General features: G+C 76.4%; 12 protein-coding genes. 11 read left to right on the forward strand and 1 reads right to left on the reverse strand.

The genetic code is table 11. From position 1 onward, the window contains the following. Nucleotides 1-27: 27 nt before the first annotated feature. The 10 genes from ACF1BN_RS26180 (at nt 28) to ACF1BN_RS26225 (ending at nt 20,276) form a co-directional block, all read left to right on the forward strand. Nucleotides 28-5,598: a condensation domain-containing protein gene (locus tag ACF1BN_RS26180; RefSeq protein ID WP_392334042.1), complete on the forward strand. Its 5,571-nt coding sequence runs from the start codon at nt 28-30 to the stop codon at nt 5,596-5,598. A 158-nt stretch (nt 5,599-5,756) separates the two neighbouring features. After that, entirely contained in the window at nt 5,757-12,884 is a 7,128-nt protein-coding gene (locus ACF1BN_RS26185; protein ID WP_392334043.1) for an amino acid adenylation domain-containing protein, read from the forward strand. Then, the gene (locus ACF1BN_RS26190; RefSeq protein ID WP_392334044.1) at nt 12,881-13,096 is read left to right on the forward strand and encodes an MbtH family protein; all 216 of its coding nucleotides are present in this window, start codon (nt 12,881-12,883) and stop codon (nt 13,094-13,096) included. Before ACF1BN_RS26185 ends, ACF1BN_RS26190 begins: the two co-directional genes overlap by 4 nt. A 164-nt stretch (nt 13,097-13,260) precedes the next feature. Then, nucleotides 13,261-13,671 carry a cobalamin B12-binding domain-containing protein gene (locus tag ACF1BN_RS26195; protein ID WP_392334045.1) on the forward strand — a complete coding sequence of 137 codons (411 nt, stop codon included), beginning with the start codon at nt 13,261-13,263 and terminating at the stop codon, nt 13,669-13,671. Next, complete coding sequence (locus ACF1BN_RS26200; RefSeq protein ID WP_392334046.1) at nt 13,668-15,011, forward strand: methylaspartate mutase; 1,344 nt, start codon at nt 13,668-13,670, stop codon at nt 15,009-15,011. Before ACF1BN_RS26195 ends, ACF1BN_RS26200 begins: the two co-directional genes overlap by 4 nt. Nucleotides 15,012-15,215: 204 nt before the next feature. Further along, a complete protein-coding gene (locus tag ACF1BN_RS26205; protein WP_392334047.1) occupies nt 15,216-16,229 on the forward strand; it encodes an asparagine synthetase A in 1,014 nt (337 codons plus the stop codon). A 227-nt stretch (nt 16,230-16,456) separates the two neighbouring features. Beyond that, nucleotides 16,457-17,836: a glutamate synthase-related protein gene (locus ACF1BN_RS26210; protein ID WP_392334061.1), complete on the forward strand. Its 1,380-nt coding sequence runs from the start codon at nt 16,457-16,459 to the stop codon at nt 17,834-17,836. Continuing rightward, nucleotides 17,833-18,255 (forward strand): hypothetical protein, encoded by a 423-nt coding sequence (locus tag ACF1BN_RS26215; protein WP_392334048.1) that lies wholly within the window; start codon nt 17,833-17,835, stop codon nt 18,253-18,255. The genes ACF1BN_RS26210 and ACF1BN_RS26215 overlap by 4 nt, the downstream gene beginning before the upstream one ends. After that, a complete protein-coding gene (locus ACF1BN_RS26220; RefSeq protein WP_392334049.1) occupies nt 18,236-19,519 on the forward strand; it encodes an MFS transporter in 1,284 nt (427 codons plus the stop codon). Before ACF1BN_RS26215 ends, ACF1BN_RS26220 begins: the two co-directional genes overlap by 20 nt. 7 nt (nt 19,520-19,526) lie before the next feature. After that, nucleotides 19,527-20,276, forward strand: a complete 750-nt coding sequence (locus ACF1BN_RS26225) for a 4'-phosphopantetheinyl transferase family protein (RefSeq protein ID WP_392334050.1) — start codon at nt 19,527-19,529, stop codon at nt 20,274-20,276. A gap of 289 nt (nt 20,277-20,565) precedes the next feature. Here the strand turns inward: ACF1BN_RS26225 and ACF1BN_RS26230 are convergent, their stop codons facing one another. Further along, complete coding sequence (locus ACF1BN_RS26230; RefSeq protein ID WP_392334051.1) at nt 20,566-21,348, reverse strand: hypothetical protein; 783 nt, start codon at nt 21,346-21,348, stop codon at nt 20,566-20,568. Between the two features lie 232 nt (nt 21,349-21,580). Here ACF1BN_RS26230 and ACF1BN_RS26235 point away from each other — a divergent pair, with 232 nt between their 5' ends. Further along, entirely contained in the window at nt 21,581-22,111 is a 531-nt protein-coding gene (locus ACF1BN_RS26235) for a cytochrome b (RefSeq protein WP_392334052.1), read from the forward strand. The last annotated feature ends 111 nt before the right edge of the window (nt 22,112-22,222 follow it).

Here is a 22,222-nt window from a genome sequence, read left to right on the forward strand (position 1 = left end):
CCCCGCCCTTCACGAGAGGCAGCAACCGTGATCCCCCTGTCCTACGCCCAGCGGCGTCTGTGGTTCATGAACCGGCTGGAGGGCTCGTCCCCCGCCTACAACGCGCCCGTGGTGCTCCGCCTCGCCACCCGGCCGGACCCGGCCGTCCTGGAGGCGGCCGTGGGGGACGTGGTGGCGCGGCACGAGGTGCTCCGCACGGTCTACCCGGCCGTGGACGGGGAGCCGCACCAGCGGATCCTCGACGACGTCCGGATCCCGGTCGAGACCACCCGGTGCCCGGCCGGAGAGGCGGACGGACGGGCCACGGAGTTCGCCCGCACCCCGATCGACGTCACCCGGGAACTCCCGCTGCGCGTCGGCCTCTTCACCACCGACGGCGAGGACTCCGCGGTCCTGGTGCTCTCCGTCCATCACATCGCCACCGACGGCTGGTCCGTCGGCTGCCTCCTCGCCGACCTCGACACCGCCTGCACCGCCCGCGCCGCGGGCCGCGCGCCGGAGTGGGAGCCGCTGCCCGTCCAGTACGCCGACTACGCCCTCTGGCAGCGGGACATGCTCGGCGAGCCCGACGACGCCGGAAGCACCGCCCACGAACAGCTCGCCCACTGGCGGGCGGCCCTCGACGGCGCCCCCGCCGAGACCCGGCTCCCCGCCGACCGGCCCCGGCCCACCGAGCCGACCCACACCGGCGCCTTCACCACCACCACGCTCGACGCCGCCACCCACCGGGCGCTCACCGGGGTCGCCCGCGACGGCGGCGCCACCTTCTTCATGGTCGTCCGCGCCGCCCTCGCGCTCGCCCTGCGCGCCGCCGGGGCCGGCCCCGACCAGGTCGTCGGCACCCCCGTCGCCGGCCGCCCCGAGGAGGACCTGCACGAACTCGTCGGCTTCTTCGTCAACACGCTCGCCCTGCGCACCGACCTCTCCGGCGACCCCACCCTCGCCGAGGTCCTGCGGCGGGTCCGCGAGGCCGACCTCGCCGCCTTCGCCCACGAGGACCTGCCCTTCGACCTCCTCGTCGAGGACCTCAACCCCGAGCGCTCCCTCGGCCGCCACCCCGTCTTCCAGGTGATGGTCGCGGCGCACGCCCGGGAGACCCGGGAGCTGCGCCTCGGCGGCGTCCCCGCCGTCCTCGACGAGGCCGACCTCGCCACCGCCAAGTTCGACCTGTCCTTCCACTGCCAGGAGCGCACCGGAGCCGACGGCGAACCCGCCGGACTCCTCCTCGGCCTCCAGTACGCCACCGACCTGTACGACGCCGACACCGCGGGCCTCCTGCTCGACCTCCTCGGCACCGCCCTCACCGCCCTCGCCGAACGCCCCGGCACCACCCGGGTCAGCGAGGTCACCCTCCTCACCGAGGACCAGCAGGCCGCCGTCGACCGTCGCCACCGCGCCCTCGCCGCCGACGCGCGACCGCCGCGCCCCGACGCGTGGAACCCCGGCACCTCCGGCGCCGGACCGGCCGCCGACCCGCGCGAGGAGATCCTCCGCGGCCTCTTCGCCGAACTCCTCGACAGCGCCGGCACCGTCCTCGCCCACGACAACTTCTTCAAGCTCGGCGGCCACTCGCTCCTCGCCGGCAAGCTCACCAACCGGGTCCGGTCCGTCCTCGGCCTCCACGCCGCGATCCGCGACGTCTTCCTCGCCCCCACCCCGCGCCGGCTCCTGCGCCGCCTCGACGACCAGGGCGGCGGCACCCCGCGCCCCGTGCTGCGCGCCGTCCCCGCCGAGCTGCGCCCGGACCGGCTCCCGCTCTCCTCCGCCCAGCGCCGGCTGTGGCTCCTCGGCCGGATGGAGGGCCCCTCCGCCGCCTACAACGCGCCCGTCGTCCTCCGCCTCGCCGCCCGCCCCGCCCCGGCCGTCCTCGAAGCCGCGCTGCGCGACCTCCTCGACCGGCACGAGGTGCTGCGGACCGTCTACCCGGCCGTCGACGGCGAGCCGTACCAGTCCGTCACCACCGCGCCCACCGTCCCCGTCGGGACGACGTCCTGCGCGGCCGGCGAACTCCACGGACAGATGACCGAGTTCGCCCGCCGGCCCCTCGACATCACCCGCGAACTCCCGCTCCGCGCACACCTCTTCACCACCGACGGCGACGACACCGCGGTCCTGGTCCTCTCCGTCCACCACATCGCCACCGACGGCTGGTCCACCGCCCGCCTCCTCGCCGACCTCGACACCGCCTACACCGCCCGCTCCGCCGGCCGCGCGCCGGAGTGGGAGCCGCTGCCCGTCCAGTACGCCGACTACACCCTCTGGCAGCGCGAACTCCTCGCCCCCGAAGGCGCCTTCGTACGGCAGCGCCTCGACTTCTGGCGGACCGCGCTGGACGGCGCCCCCGCCGAGACCCGCCTCCCCGCCGACCGGCCCCGCCGCACCGAACCCAGCGGGCGCGGCGCCCTCGCCACCACCACGCTCGACGCCGAAGCCCACCGGGCGCTGACCCGACTCGCCCGCGACGGCCACGCCACCTTCTTCATGGTCGTCCGCGCCGCCCTCGCGCTCGCCCTGCGCGCCGCCGGAGCCGGCCCCGACCAGGTCGTCGGCGCCCCGGTCGCCGGCCGGCCCGACGACGCACTCGACGGCCTCGTCGGCTTCTTCGTCAACACCCTGGCCCTGCGCACCGACCTCTCCGGCGACCCCACCCTCGCCGAGGTCCTGCGACGGGTCCGCGAGGCCGACCTCGCCGCCTTCGCCCACGACGACCTCCCCTTCGACCTCCTCGTCGAGGACCTCAACCCCGAACGCTCCCTCGGCCGCCACCCCTTCTTCCAGGTCATGGTCAGCGCCCAGGAGCGCCGCGAGGACACCGCCACCCTCGGCGGCGTCACCGCCGTCCTCGACGGCGCCGACCTCGGCAGCGCCAAATTCGACCTGAGCTTCCACTGCTCCGGCAGCCACGACGCCGACGGCGCCCCCGGCCCGCTCCTCCTCGGCCTCCAGTACGCCACCGACCTGTACGACGCCGACACCGCCGACCTCCTCCTCGGCCTCTTCCGCCACGCCCTCGCGACCCTCGCGGCACAGCCGGGCGACACCCCCCTGAGCGGCGTCGCCTGGACCACCGAGGACCAGCGGCGGGAGCTCGACCGGCGCCACGAGGCGCTCGACGCCGCACGCGACACCGCCCCCTCCGCCGAGGACGGCCCGGCCCGCCGGGAGACCGCCCCCGCCGACCCGCGCGAGGAGATCCTCCGCGGCCTCTACGCCGAACTCCTCGGCCGCGACACCGTCCTCCCCGACGACAACTTCTTCAAGCTCGGCGGCCACTCCCTCCTCGCCGGCAAGCTCGCCAACCGGGTACGCGGCACCCTCGGCCTCCAGGCCGCCATCCGCGACGTCTTCCTCGCCCCCAGCCCGAAGGCGCTGCTGCGCCGCCTCGACGAGCACGTCGGCGGCCCCGCCCGCCCCGCCCTCCGCCCGGTCCCCGCCGCCCTGCGCCCCGCCCGGCTGCCGCTCTCCGCCGCACAGCGCCGCCTCTGGTTCGTCGGCCGCCTCGAAGGCCCCAGCGCCACCTACAACATCCCCGTCGTCACCCGCCTGCACCGCCCGCTCGACCCGGCCGTCCTCGCCGCCGCCCTCGCCGACACCGCAGCCCGGCACGAAGTGCTCCGCACCGTCTACCGGTCCACCGACGGCGAGCCGTACCAGCTCGTCCTCGACGACCAGGCACCCGTCCTCGACGAGATCCGCGCCGACGGACCCGGAGCCGTCCGCGCCGCCGTCGACGCCGCGGCGGGCCACGTCTTCGACCTCGCGGCCGAGATCCCCTTCCGGGCGACGCTCATCACCGACACCGAGGAGCGACAGACCCTCGTCCTCCTCGTCCACCACATCGCCGGCGACGGCTGGTCCACCGCCTGCCTCCTCGCCGACCTCGACACCGCCTACCGCGCCCGCGCCGCCGGCCGCGCCCCCGCGCGGCAGCCGCTCCCCGTCCAGTACGCCGACTACACCCTCTGGCAGCACCAGCTGCTCGACGGCACCCCCGGCACGGACGACGAGCCCGGCACCCCCGGCGTCGCCGCGGAACAGCTCGCCCACTGGAGCGGAGCCCTCGCCGGGATGCCGCCGCTCCTCGCCCTCCCCACCGACCGTCCCCGCCCCCTGGAGGGCGACGGCCGGGGAGCCCTCACCGGCTTCGAGGTCGGCGCCGCCACCCACCAGGCCCTGCTGCGTACGGCCCGAGCCCACGGCGCCACCCTCTTCATGGTCGTCCAGGCCGCGCTGGCCGCCCTCCTCACCCGCCACGGCGCCGGCACCGACATCGCCCTCGGCACCACCGTCGCCGGCCGCGCCGACCACGCCCTCCACCCGCTCGTCGGCTTCTTCGTCAACACCCTCGTCCTGCGCACGGACACCTCCGGCGACCCCGCCTTCACCGACCTCGTCCACCGGGTCCGCGAGTCCGGGCTCGCCGCCTACAGCCACCAGGACCTGCCCTTCGACCGGCTGGTCGAGCACCTCAGCCCGCAGCGCTCCGCCGCCCACGCCCCGCTCGTCCAGGTCATGCTCCAGGTCCACGCCGCCGACACCGCCGGCGGCGCCCCGTCCGTCCTCGACGGCGACCCCGTCGCCTTCACCGGGACGGGCGCCAAGAGCGACCTGACCTTCGCCCTCACCGAACTCACCGGCCCCGACGGCGCCCCCGGCGGACTGCGCGGCGTCCTGGAGTACGCCACCGCCCTGTACGACGCCGACACCGCCCGCCTCCTCGCCGGCCGCCTCGCCGAGACCCTCGACGCCTTCGCCGCCGACCCCGCCGCCCCGCTGTCCGCACCCCGCTACGGGACCGGCGCCCCCGCACCGTCGGCGCACGGAACCGTCCTCGACGAGCGGGGCCGCCCCGCCCCCGTCCGCGTCCCCGGCGAGGTGCACGCCCCGGCCCCCGGCGGCGGACTGCGCGCCACGGGCCGGCGGGCGTACACCTCCGCCGACGGCGGCCTGCGGCCCGTCGCCACCCTCACCGCGGGCGGCTACGCCGTCGAACCCGGCCGCGTCGAGGAGGCCCTGCTCGCCCACCCGGCCGTCACCGGCGCCGCCGTGGACGTCCACGACGACCGCCTGCACGCCACCGTCGCCTGCGCCCCCGGCGCCTCCGTCACCGAGGAGGAACTGCGCGCCTGGGCCGAGCGACGGCTCCCCGAGTACCTCGCCCCGGCCCGCGTCACGGTCGGCGGCGGGGGAGCGCGGCCCGGCGCCGCCACGGCCGGACCGGAGACCGAGGCCCCGGCCCGCGACCGGGAGGAGCGCCTGCTCGCGCTCTTCCGCGAGGTCCTCGGCGGCCGGAGCGTCGGCAGGACGGACAACTTCTTCAAGAACGGCGGGCATTCGCTGCTCGCCGTGCGACTCCTCAACCGCGTCCGGGCCGAGTTCGGCCAGGACCTCACCCTGCGGGACGTCTTCCGCAACCCGACCGCCGCCGCCCTCGCCCGGCTCCTCGACGAGCCGGCCCCCGGCACCCGCAAGACCCCCGACGGCACCAGGACCCCGGGCGAGCCCCGCCCCCACGGTCCCGCGGCGACGCCACGTCCGCCGGTCCCGGCCCCCGCACTCAAGCGGCGCACCCGGGCGGGCACCCGCACCGGCCGCTGAACGGCCCCGCACACCGGCAGCTCCGGACGGCGTTTCTGCCGCCCGGAGCTGCCGCGTCTACTGCCCCGGCCGGGCGGGGGCCGCCCCTAGCGTGGTGGTCACGGAGGCGAGAGGAACCGTTCGCCCCGGTCTCCCGCCCCTTACCGGAGGAACTCAGCATGCCCCGCAGCAGAACGGACGACCTGCTCGACGGCGGTCCCTCTCCCGCCGCCGCGCCGCCGGTGCTCGACCTCATCGCCGCCCAGGAGCGCACCCGCCCCGAAGCCGTGGCCCTGGTCCACGCCGACGCCCGGCTGACCTACGCCGAGCTCGGCGCCGCGGTCCGCGCCCGGGCCGCCGAACTCGCCGCCCAGGGCGCCGGACCCGGCCGCCTCGTGGCGCTCCACCGGCCGCGCGGCATCGACGCGATCACCGGCCTCCTCGCCGTCCTCACCACCGGCGCCGCCTACCTGCCGCTCGACGTGCAGGCCCCCGACGCCCGCAACGCCGCCATCCTCCGGGACGCCTGCGGAGACTCCGCCCCCGAGCCCGCCGAGGTCGCCCGCCACGGCGAGCTCGTTCTCGACGGACCCGGCGCCGGAGAGGGCGCCGCGTACGTCATCTACACCTCCGGCTCCACCGGCGTGCCCAACGGCGTCGTCGTCGCCCACGACTCCCTCGCCCACTTCATCGCCGGCGCCACCCCCGCGTACGGCATCGACGCCGACTCCCGCGTCCTCCAGTTCAGCCCGCTGCACTTCGACGCCAGCATCCAGGAGGTGTTCACCGTCCTCGGCGCCGGCGGCACCCTCGTCCTGCGCACCGACGACATGCTCGACGTCGGCGAACTCCTCGCCGGCTGCGAGCGGACCGGCGTCACCCTCCTCGACCTGCCCGCCGCCTACTGGCACGAGCTGGTCTACGTCCTCACCACCGGCGCCGTCCGGCTCCCCTCCGCACTGCGCACCGTCATCATCTACGGCGAGGCGGCCCTGCCCGAGCGGATCGCCCAGTGGCGCGGACTCGTCGGCGACCGGGTCCGACTGCTCAACGCGTACGGGCCCACCGAGACCACCGTCGTCGCCACCGTCGCGGACCTCACCCGGCACGACCCGGGACCGGTCCCCATCGGCCGCCCCCTCCCCGGCGTGCGGGCCGCCGTCGTCGAGGGAGAGCTCTGGCTCCTGGGAGGCGGCCTGACCCGCGGCTACCTCCACCGGCCCGAGCTCAACGCCCGCCGCTTCACCGAACTCGACGGCGAACGCGCCTACCGCACAGGCGATCTGGTCACCATCGGTGACGACCGACAGATCCTCTACCACGGGCGCCTCGACGACGAGGTGAAGATCGGCGGCCAGCGCATCGACCCCGCCGCCGTCGACTCCGTCCTCGCCGGCCACCCCGCCGTCCGCGAGGCCGCCGTCGTCGCCCAGCAGGACGCCGACGGCGTCAAGCGCCTCGTCGCCTTCGTCGTCACCGACGGCGGCACCGGCGCCGAGGAACTGCGCGACCTGGTGCGCGAGCGGATGCCGGCCGCGGCCGTGCCCGCCGTCTCCGTCGTCGTCGCCCTGCCCCGCACCAGCTCCGGCAAGATCAACCGCAAGGTCCTCCGCACCACCGACCCCCGGCTCCCCGTCGTCCACGAGGACCCGCTGCCCGCCGACGAGCGGGTCCCGCTCTCCCACGCCCAGCGCCGACTCTGGCTCGTCAACCAGCTCGACGGCCCCTCCGCCGCCTACAACATGCCGATCGTCCTCCACCTGGACACGGCCCCCGACCGTACGGCCCTCGCCGCAGCCGTCACCGACCTCGCCGAACGCCACGAGGCGCTCCGCACCGTCTTCCTCGCCCCCGACGACGAGCCCTACCAGCACGTCCTCGCCGCGAGCGCGGTACGGCTCCGGACCGTCGACGCCCCGGCGGACGCCCTGCCCGGCCTCGCCGCCCGCTTCACCGCCGAGACCTTCGACCTCGCCCGCGAACTCCCGCTGCGCGTCGCCCTCCTCCTCCCCGAGGACGGCCCCGGCGCCACCCTCGCAGTCCTGCTCCACCACGTCGCCGGCGACGGCTGGTCCCTCACCCCGCTCATGACCGACCTCGCCACCGCCTACGCCGCCCGGGCCGAGGGCCGCGCACCGGAGTGGGAGCCGCTGCCCGTCCAGTACGCCGACTACACCCTCTGGCAGCACGACGTCCTCGGCGACCCCGACGACCCCGGCTCCGTCACCGGCCAGGGCCTCGCCCACTGGCGCGACGCGCTCGCCGACCTGCCCGCCGTCACCCCGCTGCCCCTCGACCGGCCCCGGCCCGCCCTCCGCGACCACGCGGGCGGCCTGGTCGCCACCCGCCTCGAACCCGCCGTGCACGCCCGGCTCGTCCGCCTCGCCGAGGCCCACGACGCCAGCCTCCTCATGGTCCTCCAGGCCGCCCTCGGACTCGCCCTGCGCGCCGCCGGAGCCGGCGACCGGCTCGCCCTCGGCACCCCCGTCGCCGGCCGCGACGACGAAGCACTCGACGACCTCGTCGGCTTCTTCGTCAACACCCTCGTCCTGCCCACCGACACCGCCGGCGCCCCCGCCTTCGCCGACCTCCTCGACCGCGTCCGCGACACCGACCTCGCCGCCTTCGCCCACCAGCGGCTCCCCTTCGACCTGCTCGTCGAACACCTCAACCCGCCCCGCACACCCGGCCTCCACCCCCTCTTCCAGGTGATGCTCACCCTGCGCGCCGCCGGACCCGACCCGGAGACCTTCGCCTTCGGCGGACTCACCGGCCGCTTCCCCGCCGAGGAGGGACCCGCCACCACCAAGTTCGACCTCACCGCCGCCTGCGTCGACCACCGCGACGCCGACGGGGCGCCCGCCGGACTCGCCCTCGGACTCGAATACGCCCGCGACGTCCTCGACGCGGACGTCCCCCGGCTCCTCCTCGCCGCCCTCGAAACCGCGCTGCGCACCGCCGCCGACGACCCGACCGTGCCCGTCCCCGACGACCGCCTCGTCCCCGCCGCCGACCGCGACGCCCTCGACGCCCGCCGCGACCGCGCCGCCGCCGCACCCGACACCCCGCAGAGCGCGGACGCCCCGGAGGACGCCCCCGCCGACCGGGAGCTCGTCGACACCCTGCGCGCCCTCTTCGCCGAGGTCCTCGGCCTCGACGAGGTCGGCCCCCACGAGGGCTTCTTCACCATCGGCGGACACTCCATGAGCGGCGTCCGCCTCGCCAACCGGATCCGCGCCCGGCTCGGCGCCGACGTCCAGGTCCGCGACCTCCTCCTCGCCCCCACGCCCACCGCCCTCGCCCACCGCGTCGGCGCCCCCGCCGAACCCGCCCGCGACGCGGCCGACGCCGCCCCGCCCCGGCCCCGTCTCGCCGCACGCGCCGCCCGGCCCGCACGCCTCCCGCTCTCGTACGCCCAGCGCCGCCTCTGGTTCATCGACACCCTCGAAGGACCCAGCGCCTCCTACAACATCCCGCTCGTCCTGCGCCCCGCCGCCCCCCTCGACCCGGCCGCGCTCGCCGAGGCCCTCGCCGACCTGTCCGACCGGCACGAGGTCCTGCGCACCCGCTACCCCGCCGTCGACGGCGAACCCCACCAGGACGTCCTCACCGGCGTCCGCCCCGCCCTCGACGTACGGACCGTCCCCGCCGCCCGGCTCGCCGACTCCGCCGCCGAAGCCGCCGGCCACGTCTTCGGACTCGCCGAGGAGACCCCGCTCCGGGCCGCGCTCCTCACCCCCGACGACGGCACCGGACAGGTCCTCGTCCTCCTCGTCCACCACATCGCCGCCGACGGCTGGTCCACCGGCCCGCTCCTCGCCGACCTCGCCACCGCCTACACCGCCCGCGCCGAGGGCCGCGCACCGGAGTGGGAGCCGCTGCCTGTCCAGTACGCCGACTACACCCTCTGGCAGCACGACCTCCTCGAAGGACCCGGCGCCGACGCCCACCGCGCCTTCTGGCACGACACCCTCGCCGGCGCGCCCGCCGCCCTCGACCTGCCCGTCGCCCGCCCCCGGCCCGCCGAGGCGAGCCACCGGGGCGCGCACACGCCGATCGACATCGACGCCGCCACCCACGAGGCCCTGGAAGCGCTCGCCCGCCGGGGCGGAGCCACCCTCTTCATGGTCCTCCAGGCCGCCCTCGCCGCCGTCCTCACCCGGCACGGCGCCGGCACCGACCTGCCGCTCGCCACCATGACCGCAGGCCGCGACGACGACCACCTCGGCGGACTCGTCGGCTTCTTCGTCAACACCCTCGTCCTGCGCACCGACACCTCCGGCGACCCCGCCTTCGCCGAACTCCTCGACCGCGTCCGCGACACCGACCTCGCCGCCTTCGCCCACCAGGAGCTCCCCTTCGACCGGGTCGTCGAACACCTCAACCCGGTCCGCACCACCGCCCACCACCCGCTCGCCCAGATCGTCGTCCAGCTCCACCACGACTACACCCGCGGCGTCCCCGGAGCCGCCGCCGCGCACGGCCTCTTCCGCGAGGACGGGCCCGCCCTCCTCACCACCTCCACCACCAAGTTCGACCTCACCTTCGCCCTCGCCGAGCGGCGCGGCCCCGACGGCCGGCCCGCGGGCCTCACCGGCGGACTCGAATACGCCACCGACCTCTTCGACGCCCCCACCGCAGCCCTCCTCGCCACCCACCTCCAACGCACCCTTCGCGCCGCCGCGGCCGACCCCGCCGTCCGCGTCGGCGACCTGCCCCTCCTCACCGACGTCGACCACCTCCGGCTCACCGGCGAGTACAACGACACCGCGACCGTCCCCGCCGAACGGGGCACCGTGCACGGCGTCATCGCCCGCCGGGCCGCCCGCGCCCCGGAGGCGCCCGCCCTCGTCACCGACGAGGAGACCGTCACCTACGGGCAGCTGAACGCCCGCGCCGACGCCCTCGCCGCGCGGCTCCGCGCCGCCGGCGTCCGCCGCGGCGACACCGTCGGCGTCCTCCTCGACCGGGGCGTCCCGCTCGTCGCCACCGCGCTCGCCGCGCTCAAGAGCGGCGCCGCCTACCTGCCCCTCGACCCCCGGCTCCCCGAGGCCCGCCTCCGCCTCATGCTGGAGGACTCCGGCACCCGGCTCGTCGCCACCGACCGCCACCACACCGCCCCGGAGGGCGTACCGGTGCTCCGCGTCGACGCGGGCGACACCGGCCCCCTCGACCCGGCCGCCACCCAGGACGCCACCGAGGACGACCTCGCCTACGTGATGTTCACCTCCGGCTCCACCGGACGGCCCAAGGGCGTCGGCGTCACCCACCGCAACCTCGTCGAACTCGCCGCCGACCGCGACATGTCCCTCGGCCCCGGCCGCAGGATGCTCGTCCACTCCGCGACCGGCTTCGACGCCTCCGCCTTCGAACTGTGGGTCCCGCTCCTCTCCGGCGGCGGCCTCGTCCTGATGCGCGGCGACGGCACCGACCTCGCCGAGACCGACCGCACCGTCCGCGCCCACGGCGTCACCACCGCCTACTTCACCGTCGGCCTCTTCCACGTCATGGCCGACGAAGGCCTCGACACCCTCCGCCTGCTGCGCGAGGTGTGGACCGGCGGCGACGTCGCCTCGCCCGCCGCCGTCCAGCGGGTCCTCACCCACTGCCCCGACACCGTCCTCGTGCACTCCTACGGCCCCACCGAGACCACCTTCGCCTCGCACAACCAGTGGTTCACCACCGACCGGCGCACCCTCACCGGCACCGGGCTCCACCTCGGCCGGCCCATGGACAACACCCGCAGCCACGTCCTCGACCAAGCCCTGCGCCCCGTCCCGCCCGGCGTCCCCGGCGAGCTGTACATCGCGGGCGGACACGTCGCCCGCGGCTACACCGGCCGCCCCGGCCTCACCGCCGAACGCTTCGTGCCCGACCCCTTCGAGGCCGACGGCAGCCGCATGTACCGCACCGGCGACCGCGTCCTGTGGACCGCGGACGGCGAACTGCGCTTCCTCGGCCGCGCCGACGGGCAGATCAAGCTCCGCGGCGTCCGCATCGAACCCGGCGAGGTGGAGCGGGTCCTCGCCGCCCACCCCGCCGTCGGCCAAGCCCTCGCCGTCGTCCGCGAGGACCGCCCCGGCGACAAGCGCCTCGTCGGCTACGCCGTCCCGCGCGCCGGCGACACCGTCACCGAGGCCGAACTCCTCGCCGAGGCACGCCGGGTCCTCCCCGAACACCTCGTCCCCAGCGCCATAGTCGTCCTCGACACCCTGCCGCTCACCGTCAACGGCAAGCCCGACCGGTCCGCGCTCCCCGCCCCCGACCGGCCCGCCGCCGCCCCCGGAGGCCGCGCGCCCCGCAACGCCCGCGAGGAGATCCTCTGCGCGCTCTTCGCGGAGATCCTCGACGTGCCCCGGGTCACCGTCGACGACAACTTCTTCGCCCTCGGCGGCCACTCGCTCCTCGGCGTCCGCCTCGTCAACCGGATGCGCGGCGTCCTCGGCGTCGAGCGCACCGTCCGCGACCTCTTCCGCGCCCCCACCCCCGCCGGCCTCCTCGGCGAGGACGTCGGCCCGGACGCCGACGCGACGGCCTCCGCCCTCGGCGTGCTCCTGCCCCTCAGCCCCGCCGGGACCCGCCGCCCGCTCTTCTGCGTCCACCCCGGGACCGGCGTCGGCTGGGCCTACGCCGGCCTCGCCCGCCACCTCGGCCCCGAACAGCCGCTGTACGCCCTCCAGGCCCGCGCGCTCAGCGACCCCGGCCACCGGCCCGGCAGCGTCGAGGAGATGGCCGACGCCTACCTGGAGCGCATCCGCCGGATCCAGCCCTGGGGCCCCTACCGGCTGCTCGGCTGGTCCTTCGGCGGCCTCGTCGCCCACACCATGGCCGTGCGGCTGCGGGAGGCCGGGGAGAGCGTCGAACTGCTCGCCCTCATGGACGTCCACCAGACCGGCCCCGGCAGCGTCTCCGTGCTGCCGCCCGAGGAGACCGAGGCCCGCCCGGCCGGCGACCCGGCCGAGGCGATGGACCGGATCCGCCGCGAGGACCCCGTCCTCGCCGGGTTCTCCACCGCCGAACTCCGGGCCGTGCTCCGCGCCTCCGAGACCCACGCCGAGCTGATGGCCCGGCACGTCCCCGGCCGCGCCGACACCGACGTCCTGTTCTTCACCGCGCGCAGGCCGGGGGAGCCCGAGGGCGCCCTCGCCGCCACCTGGATTCCCTTCACCGAAGGAATCATCGAGAACCACACCCTCGAACACGGCCACCTCCACCTGGCCGAACCGGAACCCCTCGCACACATCGGAAACATCGTCTCGGAAAAACTCTCCGCCCTGCAGAAGAAAGAAACGAGGACCCAGTCATGAGCGATTCCGTCAACCCCTTCGACAACGCCGAGAACTCCTTTCACGTCGTCGTCAACGACGAGGGCCAGCACTCCCTCTGGCCGGCCTTCGCCGCCGTCCCGGCCGGCTGGACCAGCGTCTGGGGCCCCGGTGACCGGGGAGAAGCCCTGGAGCACATCACCACCACCTGGACCGACATCCGCCCCCGGAGCCTCGTCGCCCAGTACGCCTGACCCCTCCCGCGACCTTCTCGCGAAAGGCGCCGCGCCCCGCATCCACAGCGGGGCGCGGCGCCTTTTCCGTGACCTTCCGAGGAATCTCCAGAATGCGAAAGTGCCGGTCCTTGCTGCCGCTCCTACTTCCTCTTCCGGAACCCTCCCGAAAATATTCTTCAGACATGAAGATTCTCTTGAGCGGGACCGCCTCGGACTCCCATACGTGGAATCTCGTGTACCTCCGGCTCTTCCTGGAGGAGCTCGGGTACGAGGTCGTCGGGCTCGGCCCCTGCGTGGACGCCGAACTCCTCGCGGACGCCTGCCGGCGGCACGCGCCCGACGCGGTGGTGCTCAGCAGCGTCAACGGCCACGGCTACCGCGACGGCCTCGCCGCCGTCCGCCGGCTGCGCGACGAACCCGCCCTGGCCGCCCTGCCGGTCGTCCTCGGCGGCAAGCTCGGCGTCGCCGGGCACCGCCAGGACGACGACGTCGCCCGGCTTCTGGAAGCCGGCTGCGACGCCGTCCTCGGCGACGACCTCGACGCCCTGCGGGCCTTCCTCGCCGCCAGAGCCCGCACGGAGGTCCCGGCGTGACTCCGCACCCCGCCGGCCCCGCCCCCTCCTTCGGGGCCTTCGTCACGGCCTCGGCCGCCGCCGGCCGGCTCGTCGTCCAGCCCCGCATGGGCTTCGGCGACCCCCGCGAGATGCGCGCGGGTCTGGCCCGCACCAAGGCCGCCACCGCCCACACCGCGGGCACCCTGACCGTCGACAGCTACACCCGCGTCGGCGACCTGGCCGGGGCCGGCGCAGCCGTCGCCGACGGCACCCGCCTCAACGGCTACCCGATCGCCACGCACTCCAGGGCCACCACCCGAGCCGTCCTGGACGGGCTCCACGACGCCGGATTCCCCGTCCAGGTCCGGCACGGCTCCGCCCGCCCCGAAGCCATCGTCCGCGCGCTCCTCACCGCAGGACTCGACGCCACCGAGGGCGGCCCGGTCTCCTACTGCCTGCCCTACGGCCGCACCCCGCTGCGCGACTCCGTCACCGCCTGGGTCCGCGCCTGCGCCCTGCTCGCCGAAGGCGCCCGGCCCGGTGCCACCCCGCACCTGGAGAGCTTCGGCGGCTGCCTCCTCGGCCAGCTCTGCCCGCCGAGCCTGCTCGTCGCCACGAGTCTTCTCGAATGCCTCTTCTTCGTCCGGTACGGGCTCCGCAGCGTCTCCCTCAGCTACGCCCAGCAGACCCACCCCGGCCAGGACGAGGAGGCCCTGCGCGCCCTGGGCCGCCTCGCCGCCGAGTTCCTCCCCGACGACGTCGAACGCCACGTCGTCCTCTACACGTACATGGGCGTCTACCCGCACACCGAGCGCGGCGCCCTGCGCCTCCTCGAGGACTCCGCACGGCTCGCGGTGCGCGCCGGGGCCGGCCGGCTCATCGTCAAGACCGCCGCCGAGGCCCACCGCATCCCGACCGTCGAGGAGAACGTCCGCGCCCTGGAGACCGCCGCCGCGGCCGCCGCCCTCGAAGAGGCCCCCGGTCCCGCCGACGGCACCGACAGCGAGGTCTACCTGGAGGCCCGCGCCCTCGTGGAGGCCGTCCTCGACCTCCACCCCGACCTCTCCCGGGCCCTGCCCGACGCCTTCGCCCGGGGCCTCCTCGACGTCCCCTTCTGCCTCCACCCCGACAACCCCGGCCGCTCCCTCGGCTTCATCGACCCGACCGGCCGTCTCCGCTGGGCCCGCACCGGGTCCATGCCGCTGAGCCCCGACACCGCGGCGGACGCCGCCCCGCTCACCGCCGACGGCCTGCTCGCCGCCCTCTGGCACGTGGCCGGCCGCTACGACGGCCGGCGCGACCCCGCCGACGACCCTCCCGACGACCCCGCCCCAGGGGACGGCCGCACCCATCCGTCCGCCACCCCGCTTCCCGTCTGACGCACCACCGGGCAACGCCGACCGCACGGCACACAGCCGGCCCGACCCGACCGCACGGCACACAGCCGGCCCGACCCGATCGCACCGCACCGGCCCTCACGGGCCGTCCCGCACACGCCAGGCCGCCGCGGCCTCGGAGCGCACGACCCGAGACCACCCCGGCCGCCGCACGCGCCACCCGCCCGCACGACACAGGAGCCCGACATGGACCTGACCGCCGCCACCGCCGACGAGACCGCGCCGGGCACCCCGCCGCCGCTCGGCGAGCACCTGCGCTCGCCCCGCCTGCGCACCGCCATGCTCGTCCAGCAGGAGGCCCTCCAGGCCGCCCGCGACTACCTGCGCGGCCAGGGCTTCACCGAGCTCCTCCCGCCGCTCGTCGGACCCGTCACCGACCCGGGCGGCCGCGGCGCCAAGGCCCTCGACGTCGACTACTACGGGCACCCGTACAAGCTCATGACCAGCGCCATCCTCTACAAGCAGGCGTCCCTCCGCGGCTTCCCCCGGCTCTTCTACATCGCCCCCAACGTCCGCGTGGAGCCCGAGGAGACCGCCACCACCGGCCGCCACCTCGTCGAGTTCCACCAGATCGACGTCGAGATCGCCGAAGGGAGCCGCGAGGACGCCCAGGAGATCGCGGCCGGCCTTCTCACCCACGTCACCGAGCACGTCTGGACCGCCGTCCCCGAACTGCTCACCGGACTCGGCCGCGAGGAGGCCGACTTCGCCGACGTCCGCGCCGGCAAGTACGACGTCCGCACCCACGAGGAGGCCGTGGCCCGGCTGCTGTCCCTCGGCCACCCGCAGAACCCCGACGGCGAGATCGACTGGACCGGCGAGCGCATCCTCTCCCTGGAGAGCGACCGGCCGTTCTTCGTCGACGACTACCCCAAGGGATCCCGCGGCTTCTACGACCGCGAGGATCCCGAACGCCCCGGCGTGCTGCGCAACTTCGACCTCATCGCCCCCCACGGCTTCGGCGAGCTGGTCTCCGGCAGCGAGCGCGAGGCCGACTACGCCACCCTCGTCACCCGGATGCGGGAGAGCGGCGAGAACCCCGCCAAGTACGCCTGGTACCTCAAGGAGGCCCGGGAGGGCATCCCGTCCAGCGCCGGCTTCGGCATGGGCCTCCAGCGACTCGTCCGCTTCCTCACCGGACTGGACGCCCTCTGGCAGGTCAGCGCCTACCCGAAGCTCCCCGGGGTGGTGGCCCCGTGACCACGCCCCCGACCCCGGCCGCCGCCTCGGCGCCGTCCACCGTGCCCGCCCGGACCACCGCTCCGGCCCCGCCCGCCGTCCCGGCCCCGGCCCCGGCCGCCGCCTCGGCGCCGTCCACCGCTCCGACCCCGCCCGCCGTCCCGACCCCGCCCGCCCTCCCGACGCCGTCCACCGACCCGGCTCCCACCACTCCCGCCCTCACCGCCCCCGGCTTCCCCGAGGATCCGGTGCGGGCCCGGGCCCGGCTCGGCACCGCCGCCGTCTTCCCCGACCCCGCCGCGTACGGAAGCCGCCTCTTCGGCCCGACGGCCGCCGCCGCAGGCGGGGACGCGCTCGACCGGATGCGGATCGTGCCGCCGGTCTTCATGCCCGAACGGCTGGAGAAGCTCATCGACCTGGCGCGGGAGCCGGAGTTCGACGACGTCGACCTCACCACCCGCGTCGGCGGCTTCACCGCCCGCCTGCCGCTCTACCTCTCCGCCTTCGGCTCCACCCGGGCCGGCAGCGGCGACCTCGCCGTCCACGCGAGCCGCCAGGCCGCACGGCTCGGCATCCCCATGGTCATCGGGGAGAACATGGTCCCGGTGCACGGCTACCGGCGCACCGGCGCGGGCGGCGGCGACGCCACCCGCTCCGCCCTCCTCGCCCGCGTCGAGGCGTACCTGGAGGCCGCCCCCGACGGCGTCGGCGGCATCGTCGTCCAGCAGTCCACCGAGGACGCCGACTCCGAGGTCTGGAACCTCCTCTACAGCGACCCCGCCTTCCGCCCCCTCCTGGAGACGGGCCGCCTCGCCTTCGAGCTGAAGACCGGTCAGGGCGCCAAGCCGGGCCTCGGCGGGATGACCGTCGTGGGCCGCGCCGAGGCCGCGCAGCTCGCCCGCCGCTTCACCGTCCGGGAGGTCTTCGGGCCGGAGGCGCCGCGCAGCCTGCGCTGCGCCACCCCCGGCACGTTCACCGAGGAGATCCTCCGCCAGCAGCTCCGCTTCATGCGCAACAACTTCCCCAAGGCCCGCACCTGGGTGAAGTTCCACCCCGGCCGGGACATCGGTCACGCCGCCCGCACCGCCTGGGCGGCCGGCGCCGACGCCGTCACCGTCGACGGCGCCGAGGGCGGCACCGGCTGGGCGCCCGGCGTCTTCCTCGACCAGGTCGGCCTGCCGCTCGCCGAGGCCCTGCGCCGCGTCGGCACCCCGAGCGGCTGCCTGCTCGCCACCGGCGGCGTCTGGGAGGGCGGCCGCGCCGTCCGCGCCCTCGCGCTCGGCGCCGGGGCCGTCGGCCTCGGCCGCGCCGCCCTCGTCGCCGTCGACGAGGACCCGGAGCACGGCCTGGAGCGCCTGGTCGACGCCCTCGCCCTGGAACTCCGCCTCCTCGTCAGCGCCCTCGGCAAGTACACCCCCGCGGCCCTCGCCCCCGACGACCTCTGGTCCCCGCCCCCGTACCCGTACCCGGACGCCGACCAGTACCCGTATCCGGACCCGTACGCCGGCCACGCGCCGTCCCCCGCCCACGACCACGCCCGGACACCCGTCTCCACCCCCTCCACCCCCACCTCCACCCCCTCCACCCCCGGCCCCGCCCCGGCCGACGGACCGGGCAGTCCCGAGTGAACCGCCGCCCGCGCGCCGCCACCGTCCGCGCCCGCTTCTCCGTACGGGAGGTCCCCGGCATCACCGTCACCGCCGCCGGGAGCCGCGCACCCCTCCCGTACGGGCTCGACAGCACCGCCCGGCGCACCGCGCAGCGGGCCCTCACCGAGGCCGGCCGCGCCTACCTGGGCGGCCACGTCGAACTCCGCGCACCCCGGCACACCCCGGCCCGTACCCTCCGCCGCGCCGCCACCCGGGCGGTCGCGGCGGCCGTCGCCACCACCCTACGCGCCGCCCCGGCCGGAGCTCCGGCACACGATGCGCCGCCCGCCCCCGCCCCGCCGTCCGGCTCCGGCCGCTCCCCGGCACGCCCCCGATCCCACCCGCCCACCGACCGCCCCCGCACAGGAAGCCGACCCCATGGCCGCGCCCACCACTGACCCGACCGCACCCGGCATCGACTGGCGCCGCCTCGGCAGCCTCGTCACCGGCCAAGCCGCCGTCCAGGCCGGCAGCTTCGCCCTCCTCATCGCCATGAGCTGGACCGCCGTGCAGCTCGGCGGCCGCGGCGCCGTCACCGCCGTCACCCTCGCCGCCACCCTCCCGCGCGCTCTCCTGCTCCTCTTCGGCGGCGCCCTCACCGACGTCCTGGGCCCCCGCGCGCTGCTGCTGCGCGCCACCAGCGTCCGGGTCCTCGTCCTCGCGGCCGGAGCGGTCGTCACGGCCACCACGCACACCCTGTGGCCCCTCGTCGTCATCGCCCTCGCCGACGGCATCCTCCTCGGCCTCACCGGCCCGGCCGCCGGCGTCCTCCTGCCGTACCTGGCGCCCAAGGAGCACCTCGGCCGCGCCAACTCCCTCTTCTCGATGGTGCTGCGGCTCGCGCCCATCGCCGGCGCCCCGCTCGGCGCCTGGCTGGTGGTGGTCGGCGGCCTGCCGGTCGCCATGGGCGCCGCCGCGGCCGGCTGCGTCCTCTGGCTGGCCTGCGCCGCCCACGTCACCCGGGGCATGCCGCGTCCCGAACCCACCGCCCAGGGCCCCTCCCTGCTCCGCCGCTCGGGCGACGGCTTCCGCCTCCTCGCCGCCCACCCGCGCCTGCGGTGGATGTTCGTGGCCTGCTTCGCGATGGACCTGGCGTTCCTGTGGCCGGCCGAGGTCGCCCTGCCGCTGCGCGCCGCCGACCACGGCTGGGGCGTCGGCGCGGTCGCCGTCGTCCTCGCCGCCTTCAGCGCGGGGGCGCTCGCCTCCGCCGCCCTGGGCGCCGCCCTCGCACACCGCGTCCCCGTGCCCGTGAAGCTCGTGGTCACCGGCGTCGGCCTGGCCGCCGGCATGGGCGCCATGGCGCTCGTCCCCTCGCCGGGCGTCCTCGCCGGGACCGCCGCCGCCGTCGGCCTGCTCTCCGGACTCAACGGCCCGGCCCTGGTGACGGCCTACCAGCACGCGGTGCCCGAGGGGAAGATGGGCGCGGCGATGTCGACCTTCGCGCTCTCCGGGATCGGGGCCGCGCCCCTGTCCCTGGCCCTGTTCACCCCGGTCTCCCTGCACCTCGGGGTGACCGGCACCTGGCTGCTCTGCGCCGGGCTCGCCCTCGTGTCGCCGATCGCCGCCGCCGTGGCGCTGCGCGCGGCGCCGGAGAAGGCCCAGGGCGCGAGCGCCCCCGACCGGATCCGTACCGCCCCGGAGACCACCGTCACGTCCGTGTGAGGCAGACATGATTCCTCTCATCCCCGCACCCCCGCCCGAGCTGTACGAGTCCGGGTCCGTCCTCCTCCACCCGGCCGCGCTCCCGCCGCTGCCCGCGGCGCTGCCCCGGCCGCCGGGGCTCCGCCCGCTGCGACCCCAGCTCTGGCTGGTCGCCACCGAGGCACACCGGGACAGTGCCGCCCGGCACGCCTCCCTCGTGCTCGACGCGGCCGAACTGGCCCGCGCGGAGGAGTTCCGGCGGCCCGGCGACCGCGCCACCTACCTGTGCGCCCACGTCGGCCTGCGCCGGCTGCTCGGCGCCCACCTCGGGATCGCGCCGCGCAGCGTGACCATGGGGCGGGCCCCGTGCCCCTGCTGCGGCGAGGCGCACGGGCGACCCGTCCTCCCGGACGGACGGCTGCACTTCTCGCTCTCGCACTGCGAGGGCCTGAGCCTGATCGCGGTCGCCGCCGGACCGGTCGGCGTGGACATCGAGCGGGTCCCGGCGCCGCACATGGTGACGGAGGCCGCCGAGGTGCTGCATCCGGCGGAGGCCGCCGAACTGGCCGTGCTGGCCGGGGCGCGCGCCCCGGACGCGTTCGCCCGCGTGTGGACGCGCAAGGAGGCGTACCTGAAGGGTCTCGGGGTCGGGCTCGGTGCCGACCCCTCGGCGGAGTACGTCGGGGCGGGCCCGGTCCCGGCCGCGCCGCCGGGCTGGTACCTCGCCGACGTGGCCGTACCTGACGGCCACCACGCGGCGGTCGCCCTGCTCCGCTGAACCCCTCCGCCCGCCGGCGCCGCGCCGGCGGGCGGACCGATTTTTTCGGCCCCCGCCCGTCGAGCCCGGACGAGGCGGCGGGCCCCGTCACGCCCGAGGGGTGCGTCGACCGGACGTCGTCCCGGCCCGGCCGACGGGGGCCGGCACCCCGCCGGCGCCCGGACATCCGCCTCAGCCCGGTGTGAGGACCCTGGACGGGGCCGCCGCCACCGTGCGGCGCCGCGCCCAGAACGCCGACGACACCCCGAGGCATGGGGGAGTGCGCGGACCTTCGCCGCCCTCCGTCGGTCTACCGAGCGGTCACGTTCCGGGACGCCTCGCGCGCCTCGGCGAGGGCGCGCTGCCTGAGGTCTCCGCCGAACAACTGGATCGTGACGGCGGCCAGGACGTCGTCCCGGCCGACGGTCCGGCCGTCCCCCCGGCGCGAGGACCGGGACAGGACGGAATCGTCGAGCGGCGGCGGCGTGGCCGGCTCGCCCGCCGTCACGAGGGCGACCGACCCGAAGCGTCGCACTCCGCCCTCACGGACGACCATCGCCGCGTCCCGGGCCAGGTCCGTCAGGAACACGCTCGCGATGCCGTTCAGGTCGCGGACCAGCGCCGGGACGGCCGCCACCCGCCGGCCCCGCAACAGCCTCCTGACCCCGGCCTCGAACCGGTGGGCGCCGACCACGGCACTCGGCCTGCGCGCCGCGCCGCGCCCGCGATCAGGCACGACGACGCCCTCGGCGTCGTACACGACACCGGTCAGCCCCCTGAACGTCGGGCTGTGCTCGTACCACGCGGTCCCCACCTCGACCTCGACGTTCCGCCCGATCGCCGCGACGAGGTCCGCCGGCACCAGCCTCTTCCGCGCGTCCTCCGCCGCCACCCTCCTCGCGCCGTCGACGAGCTCCGACACCACCGTCCGGGTCACCGAGGCGGCAGCCCACGCGGCCGACCGGGAGACGTGCATCGGCGTCACGTCCCTGAACACCGCCTTGACGAGCGCAGGCTTGAACGAAGAGACATCCCGGAAGGCCGATGCCGTCCCGGGAGCATGGCGCTCAGAGCGCGCGGGCTGTGCGGTCACGGAAGAAACGCCCCCTGCTGCCGGAGAATCCAGAGGCCTCCCGTCCACCCGGCAGACCGCTCACGCCTCCCATCCTCACGCAGCGGCTGACGGAGAGGCCGAGCGGGTGCGGCAGCGCACGGGGGTCCAGCGGACGGGGTCGAGACGGCGGGGCGGCGCGGGCGCACGCGATCGTCACCCCGCCGCGCGCGTGGCGCCGGGCGGGCGGCGCCGGAGGGTGTGTGATGAGGGGGTGGACAGTCCCGCCGGATACCGGTCCCTCACGAAGGCTCTCCACTGGAGCGTCGTGATCGCGTTCACCGCCCAGTTCGTCCTCGGCCTCGCCCTCGACGCCTCGGAGTCCGGACACGGCCGCGGCCGGGGGCGCGGCGGCGGTCCGGGGCGGGGCCGCGGACGCGGCGGGGGCTACGAGCCCTTCGGCGACGACGCCGTGCTGACGGCCCACGTGGTCGTCGGAGCGGTCATCGTCGCCCTGGGACTGGCGCGGCTGGCATGGCGGCGCCGGGCCGGACTGCCGCCCTGGGCTCCGACCCTGAGCCCGTTCGAGCGCCGCCTGGCCCATCGCACCGAGGGAGCGCTCCTCCTCCTCACCTTCGCCGTCCCCGCCACGGGCGTCGTGCTCCTCGCGTCGGGCGAGGACGACCTGCTGTGGCTGCACGTACTGGCACAGCTTCTGTTCCTCTCCGCCCTCGCGGCCCATGTCGGACTGGTGCTCAAACACCAGCTCCTGGACCGCGACCAGCTCCTGAGACGCATGCTGTGACGCGCACGGTCGCGGGACCGGACGGCTCCGGGACGGGCCGACGCCCTGAAAGCGGCGCCCCGTGGATCGGCTCTCACGATGCCGGCGGGGTACGCCCTTCACGCCCACGTG

The sequence above is a fragment of the Streptomyces sp. NPDC014861 genome, from assembly GCF_043081625.1.
Taxonomy (GTDB): domain Bacteria; phylum Actinomycetota; class Actinomycetes; order Streptomycetales; family Streptomycetaceae; genus Streptomyces.